A 21,176-nucleotide genomic window follows, 5' to 3' on the forward strand; every position below is an offset into this window, starting at 1 on the left:
CGTCTCGATGCGTGAATGTAATCGACATCGTCGACTCACCCCCTATTACGTGGGGCGCCGTTCGGAACGGCCCACTCCGAGTAGCCGCCGGAGCCACCGGGATGCAGCAGATGCTGCCAGAGCGACCCAGGATCATGCTGGGAACGCGGCACGAGGCGCATCACACCCTGTCGCCCGCCGGCGTTGGAGGCCGGCTCATGGTGCCAGGTCCACCCAGCCGGGGTTCGCCTACCCCCCTGCGAGGAGACAGCTCCACCGATTCCCGGAATCATTTGCTCCATTGACTGAGCGAAGCCAGCGTCCGACTGAAGCGCCACGTCAAGCGCCTCATTTTCCCGCCTGAAATGCGTACCTCGCGATCGACCGAAATCGGCTACATCAAGAGTCATCTCGAAGGCAACTGAATAGGATTGGGGGCCGCTTCCGCAAGCACACGCTTCGCCAGCAGAGATTACGCCAGAATTGCAGTTGTGAACGAGTATTGGTGTGGCCCCCGCCAGCACATAGTACGTGTGGACGTCGCCGACGGTCAGGTTGTGAACCGTCGCTCCGGGGCTCGTCCAGCGCTGGACGGAGCTGATCTGGACGTACACACCAGCGCTGGTCTGCAGCCACTGGCCGCCGTGCAGGTCGGTGGCCTTGATCCACTTGCCCAGCTCGGGGACCCAGAACGGGTGGCCGTCGGTCGCGGTGACCTGGGCCGTCTTGGTGCCCTTCTTGCCGTCTACGTCGATCGTGACCTTGACGAGGTGCTTCAGGCCCTGGCCCTTGATCTCGGCCGTGACCGTCTCGATCCGAGTCTCGCCCGTCTTCGGATCGGTCGCCACGACCTTGTCGCCGGCCTTGACCTGCTCGATCGGCTTCGTGGTGCCGTCGGCCATGAGGACCTTGGTGCCCGGCACGAAGCTGTTGCCGATCGAGCAGGAGCCGCTGCTGCCGCCTTCCTCCACCTTGCCGGCGCCGCCGGAGCCGCTCGATCCGCCCTTGCTGCGGGCGGATCCACCGGAGCTGCCGCCGCCGCCTCCGCCGGAGCTCTTGCTGCCGCCGCCCTTGCCGCCGCCTGTGCTGTGGGAGGAGACCTTCGGAGCGGCCTTGGCCTGGGCCTGCTTCTGGGCGGGATTACCTGTCTTCCGCTTCGCGGCGGCGGCCGCGTCGGCTCTCCTCTTGGCGGCCTCGGCGGCCTTCTTCTTCGCTCGTTGCGCGGCCTCCTTCTTGGCCTTCTCGATGGCGAGCTTCTTGGCCCGTAGCGCTGCCGCTTCGGCGGCCTTGGCTGCCTTGAGGACGGCCTCGGCGGCCTTCTTGGCGACCTTGAACGCCTTGATGGCGTCGATCGTGCGGTTGACGGCCTTGATGACCGCCGGGATCTTGCCGAGCTTCGCCCACGGGATCGCGGGGACCGCGATGCTCACGCAGGACCACATGTCACCGCCGAAGCAGGCCATGGCGTCGTTGATGCCGATGAAGTCCTTCAGCGTCTCCCACGCGACCCCGAGGATGACGGAGGTGAGGGACTTGCCCTGCATCGCCTGCGCCTGCGCGACCTGGGCCGCCGACAGACCCGCGCCCGCGAGGGCCGCGGCCTTCTCCGAGGCGGTCAGGCTGATGGCCAGACCCGTCGAGTCCGAGTACGTGACCGGGTTGTTGTGGGCGTAGACGTACCCGTTGGCCTGCTGCGGGTCGTTCAGGTCGAGCACCGGGTCGGCGGACAGGAAACGTCCGACCGTCGGATCGTAGAGACGGGCGCCCAGCGGCTGGAAGCCGGAGGCGTCGTCGCGGGACTTGCCCAGGAATCCGTTGCTGTTCTGGAAGTTCTGCCCCACCGTGTCGGCGCCGCGCTGGTTGCCGAACGGATCCTGCTTGCGTATCCGGACCGGCATGCCGCTGGTGAGCGCGACCTCCGCGTACGCGGAACCCTGGTGGTCCGAGGCGAGCGCGGTAAGCACCTCCCCGCCCGTGCCGTTGGCGTAACGCATGACCGCGCCGCCAGGGGCCGCGTAGGTGCGCTCGGTACGGACGAGGACGCCGCCCTGCTGGACGGTGACCTGCGCCTCACCGAGATTCAGCGTGGCCTGCTTGCCCTGGATGGTCAGCAGACGTCCGCCGTCGGGGCCGTAGCTGTGCCGGGTGTCGTTCTGCGGCAGCCACTGCTGGGCGGCCTGGGCCGCGTCACAGGTGGCGAGCACGATCGCGGTGCCGCTCACGTTCGCCGCGCCCTGCACCGCGAGGCACAGGTTGGAGTCGACGTGGGTCAGCTGACCCGAGGCGTTGCGGTTCAGCTGCTGGGCGCTGCCGCCGTCGCACTTCTTCAGCTGGACCGCGGAACCGGCAGCGTTGGCGGCCGGCTGCAGACACCAGGTGTCGTACATCTTCAGGGTGCCGAGGTCCGGGTTCGCCTGCGGAGCCGAGGCCGTGCCGGGGACCGGGTCGAAGTGCCAGGCCTGCGCCACCGTGCCGTTGCACTGGTAGAGCTGGACCGGCTGACCCGCCGCGGCGAGACCGGACTTGAGGTCGATGCACTTCTGGCCGAGACCCACGTACGGGGTCTTGCCTCCGGAGCCCGAACCGGTGATCCGCTCGACCTGGCCGTCCCAGGTCCAGGTCAGGTCCTGCTTGTCACCGTTCTGGACCGAGGTGATCGACTTGGTCTCGCCGGTCAGGTCGTACGGTCGCGTGGCCTCGGCCGTGACCTGCGCCCCCGCGGGGGTCGTGTACTTCTTGGTGACCTTGGTCAGGGTGTGCGGCTGGTCCTTAGCGGCGATCGACTGCGGCAGGGACAGCGTGGTCGAGGTCGGCGCGTAGTCCTTGGTGTAGCCGTTGACCTTCTGCGTGTATGCCAGACCGTCGGTGTAGCGCGTGGCGGTCGCGGGCATGCCCTTGCCGCCCGGGACGGTGTCGTACGTGTAGTCGGCCAGCACGGTTCCGGCGGCGCTGTTCAGGCGCTGCTGCTTCGGCCGCGACAGCTCGTCGGTGATCAGCCAGCCGGAGCCGTTGTCCGACTCCTCCTGCGTCTGGCGCTCACGGCCGAGGCCGTCGTAGAGGGTGACGGAGGTCTCGATCCGGTCCTCGTAGCCACGCGCGTACGTGGTGACGTACGGAGGCTTGCGGATCTTGGTTTTCGGGTCCTTCGGGTCGGTCTCCTCCTTCGGGACCGTGTAGACCGCGCGGAAGTCCGGGACGCCGCTGCCAGGGGTACGGCCCGGGGCCCACGCCTCGGCCAGACGACCCAGCGGGTCGTACACGGCCTCACTGACGAAGTTGTTGACGTCGGTCGTCTTGAGGGTGACCGCGCGGCCCGGCTCCAGCTCCTGGATCTGGCTGTGGCCGAGGACGTTGGTCGTGGTGACCTTGAACACCTGGCCCTGGGGCGGGTCGTAGGTGATCGTGGAGGACTTCGGGCTCAGCTGCTTCAGCTGTTCCGGGCTGGTCTTCCGGATCACCCGGCCGACCTCGTCGAAGCCCGTGGTGCCGTTGGTCTCGAAGCCGGTGCCGGCGCCGTTGAGCGACCACGACTCGGTGGCCAGACCGCGGCTGTTCGCTGCGAGTGCGGTGTCGTAGACCGTGCCGTCGTACGCGGTGCGGTTGGCGCCGCTGAGCGTGGACAGGTCGGTCCACTTGGCGTTCACACAGGTCGTCGGCGAGACCAGGACCTGCTTGGACAGGCCGATGAGGTTCTTGGCGGTCTGGTGCAGGTACTCCAGCTTGGTGCAGGACTCGTCGCCGGTCTTCCCGGTGTCGCCCAGCGACTCCACGAACTCGGGCAGACCGTACGTCGCGTCGTACGTCGTCGTGGTCTTCACCGAGCGCAGGGTGCGGCCGACGTTGCCCTTGTCGTCCTTGTCGTCCTTGTCGTCCTTGTTCTTGCCGGACGTCTTGGTGTAGGCGATCTCCTCGGGCTCCGTGACCCGCCACACCTTGAGCGGGTCCAGGCCGTCGTCACGGTCGCGCTTGGCCAGCTCGGTGGCCTCGGGCTTGGTGATCGAGCGGGACAGCCAGTCCTTGTCGGCCTGGGTGGAGTCGGTGTACGTGAGCTCCTCGGCGATCCGGCCGGCGAACGCCTCGCGGTCCTTGGCGATCTCGGCACCGGTGATGTCCTTGACCGGAACGGTGTCGCCCATGCCGCGGAAGTAGCGGGTGACGGGCTTGGAGCGCGGGCTGTCGGGGCCCGGGGTGTCCTCGTCGGGGGTGGAGCCCTCGCCGCTGTCCGCGGCGGACTTCTTCGGGCCGGTGATCACCGTGGTCTGCTCGAAGCCGGCGAACTGCGAATACGTACGCGTGGACTTCTTGGTGAACTCGGCGTCGGCGAATTTCCACGCCGGGTTCTTGTACTCGTAGGAGGTCCGGGTCGTGAAGCTGCCCTCGATGTTGGGCAGTTCCTCGATGGAGTCCACGACGTACTTGTGGAACCAGTCGATGTCCTCGACCTCGGGGTCCGGGTTCCAGAACGACGGGTAGCACAGCCGGTGGTTGGCCTTCAGTGCCGCCTTGTCGTCCTTGCCCGGAAACGGACCGTTGAGGCAGTCGTCCTCGATCGGCTTGTAGTTGACGACGGTCTCGCCGCCGTACTCGTTGACGACACGCGCGATGCGCAGCCGGGAGAAGCCCGGACGCGACGGGTGGACCGCCTTGACGCGGTTGGGCATGTCCTCGGTGTTCGGCTCGAACCGCACCGAGTTGAGCGTGATGCTGTCGTCGGTGGAGCGGCGGCACCTTCCAGAGCGCCACGCTGATGGAGGGTACCGCCTGGGGCACCGGGCGTGACATCGTCAACCTCGCGGACATGGACAAGGACAACGTGCCCGACCTGCTCTGGCGCAACGTCGACAACGGCAACATGTACGTCCGCCACGGCAAGCGCGGTGCGGTGGCCGGCAGCGTCGACCTGGAGTCGCTGAAGCAGGTCGTGAACTCGGCCGACGGACTCGACGTCCCGTTCGGCACCAGCTGGACCAAGGCCGCGATCGACCACGCGATCGGGATCCCGGACATCTGGGCCCGCTTCGTGGCCGACGGGCACATGAGCATCTACCTCCCGTCGACCACCAACACCAACCCGCCGGCGAAGACCGTCATCGGCTCGGGCTGGATGGTGATGCTGGCCTTCGGATAGTCCCCTCCGGCAGGAGGAGAGGGGGTGGGCCCCCGGTGCCGTCGCACGGCACCGGGGCCAACGCCATGCGGGGTGAGTGCGGGGCGGGTAGGGGTCAGTACGGGTCGTACGAGTCGTCGCCCGCGTCACCGTTGCGCCCGCTGTCTCCTTCGCTCCCCTGCCCCCGGCAGTCCGTCACAAGAGCATTCGCGCTCCGCTTCTCCAGAATGTCGCGTGCCCGCGCCTCGCCCCAACTGGTGGCGTACCACGGTGCATCGGACACACGGAGCGTGTGCTGGATCTCGTTGAGGGCACAGGACCGCAGCGGTTCGGGAAGCCTGTCGAGAGCCGGTACGGCGTCGGCCGAGAGTCCCCGGAGGTAGTCGATGTCGATGGTGTGATGGCTGCGGTAACGCTGCACGTTCTGTTCCGCGATCAGCCCGTCGGGCGAGATCAGACCGAACGTGAGTACAGCGGCGGCGGCGCTCGCCGCCACGGCGCGCGGCAGCATACGGGCGCCGAACACGCCCGCCGCCATGATCAGGACGAGCACCACGCCCAGCCAGAGTTCCACCGCAGCCACGGATATGCGCAGCCGGGTCAGGCCGTAGGCATCGACGTACAGGTCCATGCGCCGCAGCGCCGAGGCGACCACCACGAGAGTGAGGAGGCAGAGCGCGCCGAGGACGGTCCGTACGAGCGTGCGGTCGCGCGAGTGCCCGCGCGGTGCCCAGCGCAGTGCGAGCGCGATGACCAGGAGGGTGAGCAGGGTGGCCCACAGCAGCTGCCAGAAGCCCTGGCGGGCGTATGCGGAGTAGCTGAGATCGGTCTCGGCCATCACCCTGTCGTACCCGCCGAGCAGCACGGTGAGCTGGATGGCGATGAATACGGCGAAGAGCAGATTCAGCACGATGAGCGGCAGCGCCCATTCCAGGCGTCCGCGGGGCTTCCCGTCACGCACGGTGACGTCGTCCCAGCGCACCGGGGCTGCGGCGGTGTATGCGGCGGTGAGCGCACCGACCAGACCAACCACGAACAGGAAGAACCGCCACGGGGCCTCGCCCAGCGACACCTCGGGGAGCAGGTTGCCGAGCACATCGGCGAACGCGGCATCCGCGCTGGCGAAGAGCGTTCCGAAGACGATGAGCAGGCCGATCGCCACCGCAGTGGAACGGAACACGACACCCCACCGGCCGCGGGAACCGGTCATTCGGTCGCGAACACCGCCTGCCCCCCACCTCAGTCCCCCTGCCACGGAGGAGAAGAGACCCACGGATCCGAGGAACACGCCGAGCCAGCTGCGGCTGCCGTGCAGCGTCAGCGAGCCCAGCGCGACGGCCGACACAACGGCGAGGAAGACCGGCCAGCCCGCATCCCTGAGCGCCGGGACCGCGAGCAAAGCAAGGCCGCCGACCGCCCAGGCCGCGGACCAGGACCGGAGTCGACGACCCGCTGCCTGCGCGGCGAAGTAGGCCGCGAGTGCGGCGGGGACTGCCACGATCAGCAGGTTCGGGCCGAGTCCGTCACCGAGCAACAATGCGCTGAGGAGCGCGGTGGCGGCGGCCGCCCGGAGCGTGGCGTTACGGATGGCGGCCGGGCGGGCCGGGCGCAGCCGCGCGAGCGTACCGGCTGTCTGCCGACTGCTCTGCCATGGGTTGGGCTGCTGCGGTTGCCCCCCTTGTTGCGCGTACGCCGGGACCCTCGGCGCCTGCGGAACGGCGTCCCGGGACTCCGGCACCTCGGACGGCTCCGGTCACTGCGTCGGCTTACCCTCCGGCTCCGACGTCATCGCGCGAGACGGCTCCGACGTACGAGGCGGCTCGGGCGCCTCTGGCTGGACGGCTGAGTCTGACGCGTGATCGGGCATGGGACCCCTCCCCACCGAGGCGCTCACACGGCAGTTGAAGAGTGCGAGCAGCTCGGCATCTCATTCGGCACACGCCCGTCACGGTGATCACCGAGGGCGGCGTGGCCGAAAGGTTAGCCTCCTGCTGCCGCTCGAAGCCGTCCGCGGCAGGGATGTGTCAGTACCGTGACAGTCGGCCCGTCTCAGCTGCGGCCCGGGCGGGGAAGCCAGTCCGGCAGCTCTTCCGCCTGCGCCGACCAGTCGGCCGGCGGTGCGCCCGCTTTGCCCGCCGCGACGATCCCACCGACGATCGCGCAGGTCGTGTCCACGTCCCCACCGGCCTGAGCGGTCACCCAGAACGCCTTCTCGAAGTCGCCGAGGCTCCGCGCCGCAGACCAGAGAGCGAACGGCACCGTGTCATGTGCACTGGTACGGCGGCCGTTGCCCAGAACCGCGGCCACGGTCCCGGCATCGCCGTAGTCGAGCATGTCGCGGGCCCGGCGGAGCCCGGCGCCCACCGCGCTGCGCGGTACGAGCGCGACCACGCCGTCGAGGAGTTCCTCAGGCGTCGGTAGCCCCCCGGGTGCGGCTGCGAGCGAGGCGGCTGCCGCCACGGCCATCGCACCCACGACGGCTTCCCGGTGCTGATGCGTGGTGTACGAGGAGATCTCGGCCTGGTGCGTGGCCTGCTCGGGGTCGTCCGCGTACCAGGCGCCGAGGGGTGCGATGCGCATCGCTGAACCGTTGCCCCAGGAGCCCTGACCGTTGAAAAGCGCCGACGCCAGCTCGCGCCAGTCGCCGCCCTCCCGGATCAGTCGGAGCATCCGGTTCACGGCGGGGCCGTATCCCCGGTCGAAGTCGTGGTGGTCGGCGAAGGAGTGGGCGAGCGCGTCCTGATCGATACGGTCGTGCCCGACGAGCACGGCCAGGACCGAGCAGGCCATCTCCGTGTCATCGGTCCATTGCCAGGGTCCGGGCGGCAATGCACGCTGTTTCAGGAGCGGATAGTTGACGGGCACAAAAAACTGGGATCCCAGGGCGTCTCCCACGGCCAGCCCGCGCAGGCTGGCCAGGGCGCGCTCGAAGCGTGAGGCGGTAGCGGAGTCAGCGGTCATCGCCCTTCCACTCTATCCGGTGATGCCGTAGGGCTCAGGGGTGCGCCACCGCTCGAACGGCCGGTCAAGGGTGTAGCGCCCGTCCTCGCCGAGTATCAGCGTCCGCTTCTCCCCGTTGCCGGGATTGGACAGTGACTCGAATTCGGCCACCGTCCAGTGGAACCAGCGCATGCAGAACAACCGCATCGTCAGTCCGTGGGTGACCAGCAGAACGTTGGGCGGATGGTCGGGGGCCTCGAAGCTCCGGTGCAGACTCTCCAGAAATGCTCCGACCCGGTCGTACACATCGGCACCGGACTCCCCCTGCGCGAAGCGGTAGAAGAAGTGCCCATAGGCATCCCGGTACGCCTTCTGCAGTCTTACGTCCTCGCGGTCCTGCCAGTTCCCCCAGTCCTGTTCACGCAGCCGTGGCTCCTCCCGCACCCGCGCCCGCTCCAGGTCGAGGCCGAAGGACCTGAAGGTCTCGTGCGTGCGGCGGTAGGGCGAGACGTACACGCTGACCCGCTCCGTGCCGAAGAGTTCGCGCAGCTGGGCCCCCGTCTCCCTGGCCTGCCGCAAGCCCGTCGCGGTAAGCCGCAATGCATGGTCGGGCTCACGCTCGTACACCGTGTCATCGACATTGCCCTCGGACTCGCCGTGCCGGACGAGGACAATGCGCTGCGGTCGTGCCATGTACAGACCCTAGATCGGTTCCAGCCACAGTCGAGCAGCAGATCCGCGGGCCGGGCCGGCAGGGATACGGGCGGGGGTGAGTCGCCAGCGCTGCCCCACGGAGAGCGATCCGCCGGGTACCCAGGTCCTGGACACGGAACAGCCCGTTGCCGGAGACATCGCCGACCGGCCCGCCGACGCAGCCCAGGCTGCCGCCCCGGCATGCCGTTCAGCGTCCGCCGTACCGCGGCAGGACCTGGCTGATCAGGAGCGCAAGGGCCCCGGGTGCCGTCGGCTCAGATCGTCCAGGAGGGCTCGAGCTGCACGACGTCTCCCGAAAGAGCCGCGACATCGTCCTCGGTCTGTGCCCGTTGCGAAAGCCGTTCGACGCTCCCCGGCCGGTACTTGCCTCGCTCAGCGCTCGACTGCCACATCGACAACACGAGGAACTCGTGCCCCGGCGCTTCGCCGAAAACACCGCGCAGCATCCCGGGCGATCCGGCCATCGCCGGATTCCACACCCGCTGCTGCATCAGCGTGAAATGCTCCACGCGGTCCTCGTGCACGGTGCTGTGTGCCACTCTGACCACGTCCGCATCAGTGAAATGCGGCTCGAAGCCGGTCTTCACATCGAAGCGGCATTCGAACAGTTTGACCTGGATGTCGCTGTACGTTCCGGACTGCGCCGCAGCCAACTGGTCATGCGCGCGCGCCATGAAGGAGTCGTAGAAGACCCGGTTCTCCCAGAACGCGAACACATGGGCAACCTCCGGTCGCCCCCGACTCCATCCGCCCCCCTGTCCCCTGAACCCCGGCTCACCGAGCAGCCCCGCCCACTTTCGCTGCCCCCGCTCGAAACCACGACGATCCATCACGGTGCAGCGAATCCACTTGACCAGCACCGCGCTATCGTACGGCGCCGAACGTGGCGCGGGTCATGCTCTGCCGGAGTGCGCCCGAACCGGTTAACCAGGACCGGAGAATGATCTCCATGACGGCCTTCCACACCAACCCTCTGTTCGCGCGTCTCGAATCAGCCGAGCGCATCCTCGTGGCCGGGGCGGGTGGCGGCTTCGACATCTACGCGGGCCTGCCGGTGGCGCTCTCCCTGCTCCATCAAGGCAAGGACGTCCGGCTCGCCAATCTGTCGTTCAGCGCGCTCGAAGGGCTTCCCCCCGATGCGTGGCCGGCACCTGACGTCGCCGTCATCACTCCCGAAACGGCCCTCCATCAGGCGTACTTCCCGGAACGCACCCTCGCCCAGTGGCTCGAGCTGCACCACTACCCGAGCACCGTGCACGCCTTCACCCGGGTGGGAGTGCAGCCGCTGCGCGCGGCCTACCGGGCGCTGATCGAGCGGTACGACATCGATGCGGTCGTCCTTGTCGACGGCGGTACGGACATCCTGATGCGTGGCGACGAAACCGGGCTCGGCACCCCGGAGGAGGACCTGACCAGCGTCGCCGCCCTCGCCGGAATCGACGTACCGGAGCGCCTGGTCGTCTCCGTCGGCTTCGGAATCGACGCGTACCACGGAGTGAGCCACGGACTCGTCCTGGAGAACATCGCCGCTCTCGAACGCGACGGCGCCTGCCTCGGAGCATTCTCCGTCTCCCGTACGACGCGCGAGGGAGCCCTCTTCGTCGACGCGGTGGCACACGCCCAGGAGCACACGCCCGAGCACCCGAGCATTGTCAATGGATCGATCGCCGCCGCGGTCCAGGGCGCTTTCGGGGACGTCCAGCTCACGTCACGCACCCGTGGCAGCGAGCTGTTCATCAACCCGCTGATGACGCTCTGCTTCGCCTTCGAGCTGGAAGGGCTGGCCCGCAACTGTCTCTATCTCGACCGCATCGAGAACACCCACCTGATGCGGCAGGTGAGCAGCGCGATCGAGCTCTTCCGTGAAGAGATCAGCCAGCGTCCACCGCGCCGCATCCCGCACTGAACGGCGCCGGAAACAACGATGGCCCGATTCCGCCGCCCGCGCCCAAGCCGGTTGGCTCCGGGGAGAGTTACGGACATGATCGGATGGTACGACCGATCCGATGGCCCAGCGACAAGGAGGGAAGCCCGATGAGCACTCCCAGCAAGGACTTCGAGAAGGTCGAGGTCAGGCTCAAGTGGGACCCGAGTCCGCCGGGTGCGCCCGCTCACGACCTCGACATCATCGCGGCGACCTACCCGGCGGACGAACCGTCCGGCAGCCCCTCGTATCTCGTGCACTTCGACAGCCGCTCGCCGGACGGCACCATCACGCTGAACCGCGACAGCAGGACCGGCCAGGGTCTCGGTTTCGACGAGGTGATGACCCTGGAACTGGAGCGGCTGTCGACCGCGTACGCCCGGGTCGTGGTCGGAGTGGTCATTCAGCAGCGCGAGGGCCGGAAGACGTTCGGCGACATAGCCAATACCGGCGTGCAGATTCGCGAGGGGTACACGAACCTGACGGAGGACGACTTCTCCGGGGTCGCCACCGCTACCGAGGCGACCGTGGCCGAGTTCGTCCGGGACGGATCGGGCGTCTGGACGTTCCACGGAACGGTCCGGGGTTTCGACGGCGACCCCGGTTCGTACGCCGCGATCATGGGAAACCACAAGCCGGGCACCTGACACCTTGAGCCCCGGCAGGACAGACGCCGAGGGCGGTGGAGTCGAGAGACCGACTCCACCGCCCTGACTGGTGCTTCATGCCCCTACAGGGCTCTGGATCAGCTGCAGCCGCTGGTCGAGCCGCAGCCCTCACAGATGTAGCAGGACCCGGCACGCTGCATCTTCGTACCGCAGGAGAAGCACAGCGGCGCGTCCGCGCTGATGCCCAGCTGCATCTCGACGAGCTCCGCCGAGGTGTGTGCCGTCCTCGGAGCGGGCATCTCCGCGTCCTGCGGAGCGGCTACCGCCTTCAGCGGCTCCGTCCGGAGCGGGGCGGACTGGGCCAGGCCCTCGACATCCAGCTCGTCGTCCTCGAGAGACGGCTCGTACGAACCGGTGTCGAGGTGACGCTGACGCTCCTCGGCCGAGTGGATGCCGAGCGCCGAGCGGGTTTCGAAGGGCAGAAAGTCCAGCGCCAGGCGGCGGAAGATGTAGTCGACGATCGACTGCGCCATCCGCACATCCGGGTCGTCCGTCATGCCGGCCGGCTCGAAGCGCATGTTGGTGAACTTCGAGACGTACGTCTCCAGCGGGACGCCGTACTGCAGACCGACCGAGACGGCGATGGAGAAGGCGTCCATCATGCCGGCGAGGGTGGAACCCTGCTTGGACATCTTCAGGAAGACCTCACCGAGGCCGTCGTCCGGGTAGGAATTGGCGGTCATGTAGCCCTCGGCGCCGCCCACCGTGAAGGAGGTGGTGATGCCGGGACGGCCCTTGGGCAGACGCTTGCGGACCGGGCGGTACTCGACGACCTTCTCGACCGCGCTACGGATGGTCTCCTCGGCCTTGGCCGTGACTGCATCCGCCGCGGACTTTTCCTTCTCCTTGGTCTTCGCGGAGAGGGGCTGGCCGACCTTGCAGTTGTCGCGATAGATGGCGAGCGCCTTGACGCCCATCTTCCACGCCTCGAAGTAGACCTCCTCGACGTCCTCGACGGTGGCCGTCTCCGGCAGGTTCACCGTCTTGGAGAGCGCGCCGGAGATCCACGGCTGGATGGCCGCCATCATGCGCACGTGGCCCATCGCGGAGATGGAACGCTCGCCCATCGCGCAGTCGAAGACCTCGTAGTGCTCGGCCTTCAGACCGGGGGCGTCGATCACATTGCCGTGCTCGGCGATGTGGGCGACGATCGCCTCGATCTGCTCCTCCTGGTAGCCCAGGCGGCGCAGAGCCTGCGGAACGGTGCCGTTGACGATCTGCATCGAGCCGCCGCCGACCAGCTTCTTGAACTTGACCAGGGCGAGGTCGGGCTCGAGGCCGGTGGTGTCGCAGGACATCGCGAGACCGATGGTGCCGGTGGGTGCGATGACCGAGGCCTGTGCGTTGCGGAAACCGTTCTTCGCGCCGAGGCGGATGACATCCTGCCAGGCCTCCGTGGCGGCGGCCCAGATCGGGCTGTCCAGGTCGTCCATGTGGACGGCCGCGGTGTTGGCGTCGGCGTGCTGCTTCATGACCCGCTGGTGCGGCTCGGCGTTGCGGGCGTAGCCGTCGTACGGGCCGACGACCGCCGCGAGCTCGGCGGAGCGCTTGTACGAGGTGCCGGTCATCAGCGAGGTGATGGCCCCGGCGAGGGCGCGGCCGCCGTCGCTGTCGTACGCGTGGCCGGTCGCCATCAGCAGGGCGCCGAGGTTTGCGTAGCCGATACCCAGCTGACGGAAGGCGCGGGTGTTCTCGCCGATCTTCTGGGTCGGGAAGTCGGCGAAGCAGATGGAGATGTCCATCGCGGTGATGACGAGCTCGACGACCTTGGCGAAGCGCTCGGACTCGAAGGACTGGTTGCCCTTGCCGTCGTCCTTGAGGAACTTCATCAGGTTCAGCGAGGCCAGGTTGCACGACGTGTTGTCCAGGTGCATGTACTCGCTGCACGGGTTCGAGCCGTTGATCCGGCCGGACTCGGGGCAGGTGTGCCACTGGTTGATCGTGTCGTCGTACTGGATACCCGGGTCGGCGCAGGCCCATGCTGCCTCGGCCATCTTGCGGAAGAGCGACTTGGCCTCGACCTCTTCGATGACGTCACCGGTCATCCGGGCGCGCAGCCCGAACTTGCCGCCGGACTCCACGGCCTTCATGAACTCGTCGTTCACACGGACCGAGTTGTTGGCGTTCTGGTACTGGACGGACGTGATGTCGTCGCCGCCCAGGTCCATGTCGAAGCCCGCGTCACGCAGGGCGCGGATCTTCTCCTCTTCCTTCACCTTGGTCTCGATGAAGTTCTCGATGTCGGGGTGGTCGACATCGAGAATGACCATCTTGGCCGCACGGCGGGTGGCGCCACCGGACTTGATCGTTCCGGCGGACGCGTCGGCGCCACGCATGAAGGAGACAGGACCGGAGGCGTTGCCACCTGAGGACAGCAGCTCCTTGGAGGAGCGGATACGGGAGAGGTTCAGGCCGGCGCCGGAGCCGCCCTTGAAGATCATGCCCTCTTCCTTGTACCAGTCGAGGATCGACTCCATGGAGTCGTCGACGGCCAGGATGAAGCAGGCCGAGACCTGCTGCGGCTGCGGCGTGCCGACGTTGAACCAGACCGGCGAGTTGAAGCTGAAGATCTGGTGCAGGAGGGCGTACGCCAGCTCGTGCTCGAAGATCTCGGCGTCGGCCGGGGAGGCGAAGTAGTTGTAGTCCTCGCCCGCCTTCCGGTACGTCTTCACGATCCGGTCGATGAGCTGTCGCAGACCGGTCTCGCGCTGCGGCGTGCCCACAGCACCGCGGAAGTACTTGCTGGTGACGATGTTGACCGCGTTCACCGACCAGAAGTCGGGGAACTCGACGCCACGCTGCTCGAAGTTGATCGAGCCGTCGCGCCAGTTGGTCATGACGACGTCACGGCGCTCCCATGCCACCTCGTCGTACGGATGCACGCCGGGGGTGGTGTGGATGCGCTCGATACGCAGGCCCTGCTTCGTCGCAGTCGACTTGGATCCCTTGGCTCGGGAACCTCGTGCCGGGCCGCTCGCCGTCTCTGTCATGCCGCCTCCCATATGTGGGCAAAAACGCCCTGAAGTGCCCAGAACTTCCCGGGGCACAGTGTGTGTCTGATGCTTCGGATGCCGCGCACAGCGCCCGGAGCAGGTTCCTGCAGCCGCCCTGCCGCTGATCTCACAGCCCTGTGTCGATCAGCCGGTGTCACTCAGTCGGCGGCGACGGCGGGAACGGGAACCTCAAGAGTCCCGCCGGTCCCGCATCCCTCCACGGGAGACCGTCGCTCGCGGAGTTCCACGATCGCGGCCTCGAAGTCTTCAAGTGTGTCGAACGCCCGGTACACGGATGCGAAGCGCAGGTACGCGACGAGGTCGAGTTCCTGCAAGGGGCCAAGAATGGCCAGACCCACGTCGTGAGTGGTCAGCTCGGCGCTTCCGGTGGCGCGCACCGCCTCCTCGACCCGCTGCCCGAGCTTGGCGAGGGCGTCCTCGGTGACCGGCCGCCCCTGGCACGCCTTGCGCACACCGGAAATGACCTTGGTGCGACTGAAGGGTTCGGTCACCCCGCTGCGCTTCACCACCATCAGCGAGCAGGTCTCCACCGTGGTGAAACGGCGGGAGCAGTCGGGGCACTGACGGCGCCGACGGATCGACGTGCCGTCGTCGGTGGTGCGACTGTCGACGACCCGGCTGTCGGGGTGCCTGCAGAAGGGGCAGTGCATGGCTCCGAACCCTCCTTCACGGCACGACTGAATAGCCTCTCCAGGCCCTGTTGGGGCCCTTCGAAGCAGCCACAAGCATAGGCGATGGCCACGGCCGGATCGACCGGCAACCACAACTTCTGGGTGGCTGGAACAATCCAACCACTAGATCTTGGGTTTGGTTGCACATTTGGCCCTAGCGCGTGTCACACACTCCGGGCGGCCCGCAGGCAACGTGCGGCCGCCCACGAGGTTACGGGACACTCCCGGCCGCACGGATCGCGGGGCACCCGGCGCGTGACCCGAACGGCCGCCGGAGGACCACCCCGCGTGGCAGCGGCGCGGCCGCGAAGGCTACCGTAATGCTCCGAATTGCCGGTCGCGCCGGAACGCCGCAGAGCGACCCGGACCTGGGCCGGAACACCGTCGGAAACCCACCCGACCCTCGCTCATACACCCAGCAGTAAACAGGGCACAGACTTTTATTCGTTTTTCACTCGAACGTGTGTTTGGCGCAACCTTTCGAAAGCTACTACCGTTGTCCAGCTAGGGAGACCATTCGAGAGGGGCCGACGTGACCACCACCGCAGACAGTGCCACCATCACCGCCCAGGACCGCTCCCAGAGCCGACTCCAGCCGGTCCATGCCATGAATGACTCAGTCACGAACACGGAGGGGCCAGAGCCGGCACGACCGGCACGCTCGCTCCCCGGCCGACCTCCAGGCATCCGAGCGGACAGCTCGGGGCTCACGGACCGCCAACGGCGCGTGATCGAGGTCATCCGGGATTCCGTGCAACGCCGCGGATACCCGCCATCGATGCGGGAGATCGGTCAGGCGGTGGGCCTGTCCAGCACGTCCTCCGTCGCCCATCAGCTGATGGCCTTGGAGCGCAAGGGTTTCCTGCGCCGCGACCCACACCGTCCCCGGGCATACGAGGTCCGTGGTTCGGATCAGCCCAGTACGCAGCCGACCGATACGACCGGCAAGCCCGCCGCATCGTACGTACCGCTCGTCGGGCGGATCGCAGCCGGTGGCCCGATCCTCGCCGAGGAATCGGTCGAGGACGTCTTTCCGCTCCCCCGCCAGCTGGTCGGGGACGGCGAGCTGTTCGTTCTGAAGGTCGTCGGCGACTCGATGATCGAGGCAGCGATCTGTGACGGCGACTGGGTCACCGTCCGACGTCAGCCCGTAGCGGAGAACGGCGACATCGTGGCCGCGATGCTGGACGGCGAGGCCACCGTCAAGCGCTTCAAGCGGGAGGACGGCCATGTATGGCTGCTCCCGCACAACTCCGCGTACCAACCGATCCCTGGCGACGAGGCAACCATTCTCGGCAAGGTCGTGGCGGTGCTGCGGCGGGTGTGAAGAGACACTGTTCCGACGGGGCCCCGGGATCCGCTGCACCGGTCCCGGGGCCCCGTCGGTGCGGCTGAAGCCGCCGACCGCTCGCAGATGAGCAGAGGCCCCGGACGGGCTTCCGGATCACCGCCCGTCGGCCTTGGCGGCAGCGTCGATCGCCGCGAGTGAGCGGCGGGCCTGGTTGCGGTCCGTCGTGTACCAGAAGTCGGGAAGCGAGGCCCGGAGATAGCTGCCGTACCGGGCATTGGCCAGCCTCGGGTCGAGCACCGCGACCACACCCTTGTCGCCCGTGGCTCTGACCAGGCGACCGGCGCCCTGGGCCATCAGCAGCGCGGCATGGGTTGCTGCGACAGCCATGAACCCGTTGCCCCCCGCCTCCTCGACGGCCTTCTGGCGCGCGCTCATCAGCGGGTCGTCGGGACGCGGGAACGGGATCCTGTCCATGATCACCAACTGGCAGCTCGCTCCCGGGACATCGACGCCCTGCCAGAGCGAGAGGGTGCCGAAGAGACAGGTCTCGGGGTCGGCCGCGAAGTTCTTGATCAGCTCACCGAGCGTCTCCTCGCCCTGCAGCAGGATCGGCTTGTCGAGCCGGCCACGCAATTCCTCCGCGGCGGCCTGGGCCGCCCTCATGGAGGAGAAAAGTCCGAGCGTGCGCCCGCCGGCAGCCTCCACGAGTTCGGCAAGCTCATCCAGCATGTCGGTGCGCGAACCCTCCCGGCCGGGCGTGGCCAGGTGCTTGGCGACGTACAGGATGCCCTGCTTGGGGTAATCGAAGGGCGAGCCGACGTCGAGCCCCTTCCACTGCGGGATGTCGTCGCCCTCGGTGCCCTCGGGAGCCAGGCCCAGGGACGCACCCACACCGTTGAAATCTCCGCCGAGCTTGAGCGTGGCGGAGGTCAGGACGACGGAACGGTCCGCGAAGAGCTTCTCCCGCAGGAGGCCGGAGACGGAGAGCGGGGCAACGCGCACGGACGCGCCGAAGCGGTCATGGCGCTCGTACCAGACGACGTCGTACTCGGACCCCTGGGTGATGCGCTCGGCCACGCCGTGGACCGTCTCCACGGAGGCCATCGCCTGCTTGCGGACGGCATCCTCGTCCTGGACGGACTTGTCCCGGGTGGAACCCAGGGCCGTGATCACGGTGCGTGCAGCGTCGCGGAGCGCCATCAGCGCGTAGCCGAGGTCCTCCGGGACCTCTTCCAGGCGGCCGGGGAGCGCCAGCTCCATCACCCGCTCGAAGCCCTCCGCCGCGGTCTGCAGGGCATCGGCGGCCTTCTCATTGACCAGCTTCGCCGCGCGGCGCACGGCCCGGTTCACCTGCCCGGGGGTGAGTTCTCCCGTGGCCACTCCGGTGACCCTGGAAACCAGCTCGTGGGCCTCGTCCACGATCAGCACTTCATGCTGCGGGAGCACCGGGGCCCCCTCGATCGCGTCGATGGCGAGGAGCGCGTGGTTGGTGACGACGACATCAGCGAGCTTGGCGCGCTCGCGGGCCATCTCCGCGAAGCACTCTGCGCCGTACGCGCACTTGCTGGCACCCAGGCACTCCCGGGAGGAAACGGAGACCTGCGCCCAGGCCCGGTCGGAGACGCCGGGGGTGAGGTCGTCGCGGTCTCCGGTCTCGGTCTCGTCCGACCAGTCCCGCAGCCGCAGCAGATCCTGGCCGAGCTTGCTCGACGGCGCAGCGGCCTCGAACTGGTCGAAGAGTCCCTCTTCCTCTTCCTGCGGGGCACCTTCGTGGAGCCGGTGCAGACAGAGATAGTTCGAGCGCCCCTTGAGCATTGCGAACTGGGGTCTACGGCGCAGTAGCGGCTGCAGGGCGTCGACCGTACGCGGAAGGTCGCGCTCCACGAGCTGGCGCTGCAGCGCCAGGGTGGCCGTGGCAACCACGACGCGCTCCCCGTGCGCCAGCGCGGGCACCAGGTAACCGAGCGACTTGCCCGTGCCGGTACCGGCCTGGACCAGCAGATGGGAATTGTCGTCAACAGCCTCGGCAACGGCCTCGGCCATGGAGGCCTGACCAGGCCGTTCCGTACCGCCGACGGCGGTCACGGCGGCGTGCAGGAGCTCGGGGAGGGATGGCTTTGTCATAGCGTGACCAGCCTACGATGCACCACTGACAACGGGGGTCACTCCAGGACTCATGCGGAGGGGTGGAGTGGGTTGGGAACCGTGCCGTGGACGGCGGCGTGGGGGCGCTCGGGCCGGTCGCGGTAGCCGTCGCGATACAGGCGGTTGCGGTTGAGACAGAGGCGTTCGATGCGCGGCTTCAGCATGTCGAACATCTCGAAGCGGTCCTTGAGCTCGGGAAAGCGCGCGTGGTGGCGCAGGATCTCGGCTCGGACGAGTGACCAGAATTCGCCCTCGGGGACAGCCAGCTGCTCCTCGCACAGCCTGGACAGGAATCGGAAGACACCGACGAAGAGCCCTGAGTGGATGAACTGAGTGAGAAAGCCGGGCTCCTCGGTGAGAAGGATGCTGCGTACGTCGTCCGGCATGGTCGCGTGCTCCGGCAGCGGCCGGGCGCTGATGTTCACATCGTCGACGAAGTCCTTGATCGCCAGCCGTACGGGCACGTCCTGGCCGTCGAAGACCACGATGGCGTTCTCGCCGTGTGGGGAGAAGACCGTGCCGTACTGATAGAGGAAGTGCAGCAACGGCGGGAGCAGTGCGGCGAAGAGCCGGGTCAGCCAGGCGGAGGGGGCCAGACCCGATCGGGCGACGAGCTCGGCCGTGAAGGCGCGGCCGTGCGGATCCGTGTGGAGCAGCGACGCAAGGGTGCGGGCGCGCTCGCCGGGCGCGAGCCGGGGTTGGAGTGGTTCTCGCCAGATCGCGCCGAGGATTTCCTTGAACTGGTACGGGGTCTCGGGGAGATGGTCATAGAGCGGATGCTCGACGGTTACGGAGGCCACCTCTCCGAGCAGGATGACCCCACAGGTGTCACGCAGAAAGGGATCGCGGTCGCGCAGGCCCTGGACCCAGGTGGTGACGGCGGGTGCCGCGAGGGTGCGCTCGGTCGGGAGACCCCGCCACACCAGCGTGTTGAGGATCGACAGCGGCAGTTTGACGGTGTGCCGGTCGGGGTGTCCAAGGTTGGCGAAAGTACGGATGGACTGCTGCGGCAACCGCGGGTCTTCGTCGGTGTGCAGCGGAACGATGTCACCGTCGGCGATGGCCGGGGCGAACAGCGGAACGATCCATTCGTCCCACTGCCAGGGGTGCACAGGAAGAAAGAGATAGGAGTCCGGGTCGAGGCCGCGGGCGCGGAGCTTGGTGGTGAATGATGCGAGGACCGAGGCGTCGAGTTCCTGCGCGTACAGCTGCTCCGGAGTGGCAAGGCGGGTCACACCTCGGTAGCCGGCGATCCGGGTGCTCACGGCGATCCACGGCAGTCTGACCGGTCTGCGGGCCTCTGGCGTGAAGCGGGAGGCGTCGGCGGCGGAGAATCCGAGGCGCCCCTTGTTGGCGACGAGCCACGGATGGCCGGTCTGGTGTCCCTCGAGCTCGGCGTAGTCGAGTTCGGCCAGCCGGGCGGCGGTGAACGCGGTGTGGTCCAGCCGGGCGTCGGCAGCGAGTGTGGTGGTGATCTCGCGGATCAGGTGGCCGAGAGTGGCGCCGTCGAGTTCGAGAAGACGGTGGGCGCGGGCAAGGAACTGCAGCGGATCGCGGAACGGGATGGTCCCGGTGCTCTCGTCCTGACCGGTACCCGCGGGCGCGCTCCGGTCGCTGACCCGCATCGAGTCGGTGGCGACGTGCCAGCCGCCGTAGACGCCCCGTCCCGCGCGGAAGTTCAGGGTTTCGCCGTCGTCCAGCGCAAGGGTGTAGGTGTCGCTCCCGGCAGCCCTGGGAACCGGGTCGATGACTTCCTCGTAGGCGAACTCGCCGAGCATTTTCGCGAGCAGGCGGGCGGCAGCCCGTTCCCAGACCGTCCGGTTCAGTTCTGGAGTGCTGAGCAGCGCGGGAGACTCCGCTGATTCATGGCTCGCAGGATTGTTCGGCACGGGGACTCCTCGGGACGGAACCGATGGGCTTCGAGCGGTGTAGTTAATGCAACAGGTCGTTCACAGCTGGGCACGGTGGGCTCGGTCGCGGACCATCAGGGCGGCTCGCTTGTCGGGGAGTTCGACTTCCGCGGAGAACCGGAAGCCGGCGCTCAGGAAGGCGGAGACGGAGGGAGTGTTGCGCAAGTCGGGTTCCGCCACGACGCGTGCGCAGAGAGGACGGTTGTCGAGTACGAGGTCGGAAACGGCCCGGAGCAGGGTGGTGCCGACGCCGCGCCCGCGGTTGTTCACACCGCCGATGAGGAGGTGGATTCCGGTGTCATGTGGTCGGGCGGGATAGTGGCGTGCGAGAGGGTCGAGGTCCGCACGATAGATCTCCCAGTAGCTCATGGGAATGCCGGAGAGCACACCCACGCAGGGGACGCTGCGTCCGTCACCGTCGAGTTGCAGACGTAGATGGGTGGCGGTGACGGCTTCGTCCCCTGCGAGCTCCCAGAAGGTGGCGACCGCGGGGTCGTTCATCCAACGACTGATCACGGCCAGGTCGCGGTCCAGTCGCACCGGGACGAGTTGGAACACGCCGGCGGTCGTGGTGACCGGTCGCCATTCGGCCGGGTTGTCGAGCAGGTCGGAGGTGCCGGACAGGGCGGTGGCCGGTGTTGACGCCGGTGTGTCTTCCCCGAACAGCGCGAGGAACTCGTCGGAGAGCTTCAGGTCCAGGGTGTCCTCGATGCCCGGACCAGCCTGTGGGGCTGGGCCGGTTCCTGCATCAGCGTGCGCATCGTCGGGAGGCACGGTGACGCCCTCCTCTCAGCGGTTCAGTGGTTCAGGCGG

The 21,176-nt window shown here is 67.9% G+C and carries 13 protein-coding genes and 1 pseudogene; 4 read left to right on the forward strand and 10 right to left on the reverse strand.

Annotated features, from left to right (window positions below; all coding sequences use genetic code 11):
• Positions 1-35: 35 nt before the first annotated feature.
• A pseudogene (locus tag ACIBB8_RS06830) lies at positions 36-4,052 on the reverse strand (polymorphic toxin-type HINT domain-containing protein); the annotation flags it as partial.
• A gap of 674 nt (positions 4,053-4,726) precedes the next feature.
• On the opposite strand from ACIBB8_RS06830, the gene ACIBB8_RS06835 reads away from it, so the two are divergent.
• Positions 4,727-5,107 (forward strand): hypothetical protein, encoded by a 381-nt coding sequence (locus ACIBB8_RS06835; protein WP_398949355.1) that lies wholly within the window; start codon positions 4,727-4,729, stop codon positions 5,105-5,107.
• 94 nt (positions 5,108-5,201) lie between these two features.
• On the opposite strand, the gene ACIBB8_RS06840 is transcribed toward ACIBB8_RS06835, so the two are convergent.
• The 4 genes from ACIBB8_RS06840 to ACIBB8_RS06855 form a co-directional block, all read right to left on the reverse strand.
• Positions 5,202-6,674 (reverse strand): DUF4153 domain-containing protein, encoded by a 1,473-nt coding sequence (locus tag ACIBB8_RS06840; protein WP_398949419.1) that lies wholly within the window; start codon positions 6,672-6,674, stop codon positions 5,202-5,204.
• Positions 6,675-7,135: 461 nt separating this feature from the next.
• Entirely contained in the window at positions 7,136-8,047 is a 912-nt protein-coding gene (locus ACIBB8_RS06845; protein WP_398949356.1) for an ADP-ribosylglycohydrolase family protein, read from the reverse strand.
• 12 nt (positions 8,048-8,059) lie between these two features.
• Positions 8,060-8,719: a histidine phosphatase family protein gene (locus ACIBB8_RS06850; RefSeq protein ID WP_398949357.1), complete on the reverse strand. Its 660-nt coding sequence runs from the start codon at positions 8,717-8,719 to the stop codon at positions 8,060-8,062.
• A 275-nt stretch (positions 8,720-8,994) separates the two neighbouring features.
• On the reverse strand, positions 8,995-9,600 hold the full coding sequence (locus tag ACIBB8_RS06855) for a YdbC family protein (RefSeq protein WP_398949358.1): 606 nt from the start codon (positions 9,598-9,600) through the stop codon (positions 8,995-8,997).
• Between the two features lie 89 nt (positions 9,601-9,689).
• On the opposite strand from ACIBB8_RS06855, the gene ACIBB8_RS06860 reads away from it, so the two are divergent.
• Together ACIBB8_RS06860 and ACIBB8_RS06865 are read left to right on the forward strand one after the other, a co-directional pair.
• Positions 9,690-10,646, forward strand: a complete 957-nt coding sequence (locus ACIBB8_RS06860) for a DUF1152 domain-containing protein (protein ID WP_398949420.1) — start codon at positions 9,690-9,692, stop codon at positions 10,644-10,646.
• Between the two features lie 128 nt (positions 10,647-10,774).
• Positions 10,775-11,311: a TerD family protein gene (locus ACIBB8_RS06865; RefSeq protein ID WP_398949359.1), complete on the forward strand. Its 537-nt coding sequence runs from the start codon at positions 10,775-10,777 to the stop codon at positions 11,309-11,311.
• A 98-nt stretch (positions 11,312-11,409) separates the two neighbouring features.
• Here the strand turns inward: ACIBB8_RS06865 and ACIBB8_RS06870 are convergent, their stop codons facing one another.
• Entirely contained in the window at positions 11,410-14,322 is a 2,913-nt protein-coding gene (locus ACIBB8_RS06870; RefSeq protein ID WP_398949360.1) for a vitamin B12-dependent ribonucleotide reductase, read from the reverse strand.
• Positions 14,323-14,483: 161 nt separating this feature from the next.
• The gene (gene nrdR, locus ACIBB8_RS06875) at positions 14,484-14,996 is read right to left on the reverse strand and encodes a transcriptional regulator NrdR (RefSeq protein WP_266980761.1); all 513 of its coding nucleotides are present in this window, start codon (positions 14,994-14,996) and stop codon (positions 14,484-14,486) included.
• 553 nt (positions 14,997-15,549) lie between these two features.
• On the opposite strand from nrdR, the gene lexA reads away from it, so the two are divergent.
• Positions 15,550-16,344: a transcriptional repressor LexA gene (lexA, locus tag ACIBB8_RS06880; protein ID WP_266980763.1), complete on the forward strand. Its 795-nt coding sequence runs from the start codon at positions 15,550-15,552 to the stop codon at positions 16,342-16,344.
• Between the two features lie 117 nt (positions 16,345-16,461).
• On the opposite strand, the gene ACIBB8_RS06885 is transcribed toward lexA, so the two are convergent.
• Genes ACIBB8_RS06885 through ACIBB8_RS06895 form a run of 3 tightly spaced genes read right to left on the reverse strand, consistent with a single transcriptional unit; the run spans position 16,462 to position 21,137 of the window.
• Positions 16,462-18,432, reverse strand: coding sequence for an ATP-dependent DNA helicase (locus tag ACIBB8_RS06885; RefSeq protein ID WP_398949361.1), 1,971 nt, complete (start codon positions 18,430-18,432; stop codon positions 16,462-16,464).
• Positions 18,433-18,482: 50 nt separating this feature from the next.
• Complete coding sequence (locus tag ACIBB8_RS06890; protein WP_398949362.1) at positions 18,483-20,342, reverse strand: IucA/IucC family protein; 1,860 nt, start codon at positions 20,340-20,342, stop codon at positions 18,483-18,485.
• Positions 20,343-20,402: 60 nt separating this feature from the next.
• The gene (locus tag ACIBB8_RS06895; RefSeq protein ID WP_398949364.1) at positions 20,403-21,137 is read right to left on the reverse strand and encodes a GNAT family N-acetyltransferase; all 735 of its coding nucleotides are present in this window, start codon (positions 21,135-21,137) and stop codon (positions 20,403-20,405) included.
• Between the last annotated feature and the right edge of the window lie 39 nt (positions 21,138-21,176).

The sequence above is a fragment of the Streptomyces sp. NPDC051286 genome, assembly GCF_044455345.1.
In the GTDB taxonomy this organism is placed as follows: domain Bacteria; phylum Actinomycetota; class Actinomycetes; order Streptomycetales; family Streptomycetaceae; genus Streptomyces.

Bases quoted from the DNA above. Each gene is read 5' to 3' on its own strand.
- ACIBB8_RS06860 (WP_398949420.1), top strand. From the start codon at position 9,690: ATGACGGCCTTCCACACCAACCCTCTGTTCGCGCGTCTCGAATCAGCC.
- ACIBB8_RS06865 (WP_398949359.1), top strand. From the start codon at position 10,775: ATGAGCACTCCCAGCAAGGACTTCGAGAAGGTCGAGGTCAGGCTCAAG.
- ACIBB8_RS06835 (WP_398949355.1), top strand. From the start codon at position 4,727: ATGGAGGGTACCGCCTGGGGCACCGGGCGTGACATCGTCAACCTCGCG.
- ACIBB8_RS06845 (WP_398949356.1), bottom strand. From the start codon at position 8,047: ATGACCGCTGACTCCGCTACCGCCTCACGCTTCGAGCGCGCCCTGGCC.
- ACIBB8_RS06850 (WP_398949357.1), bottom strand. From the start codon at position 8,719: ATGGCACGACCGCAGCGCATTGTCCTCGTCCGGCACGGCGAGTCCGAG.
- ACIBB8_RS06870 (WP_398949360.1), bottom strand. From the start codon at position 14,322: ATGACAGAGACGGCGAGCGGCCCGGCACGAGGTTCCCGAGCCAAGGGA.
- nrdR (WP_266980761.1), bottom strand. From the start codon at position 14,996: ATGCACTGCCCCTTCTGCAGGCACCCCGACAGCCGGGTCGTCGACAGT.
- ACIBB8_RS06885 (WP_398949361.1), bottom strand. From the start codon at position 18,432: ATGACAAAGCCATCCCTCCCCGAGCTCCTGCACGCCGCCGTGACCGCC.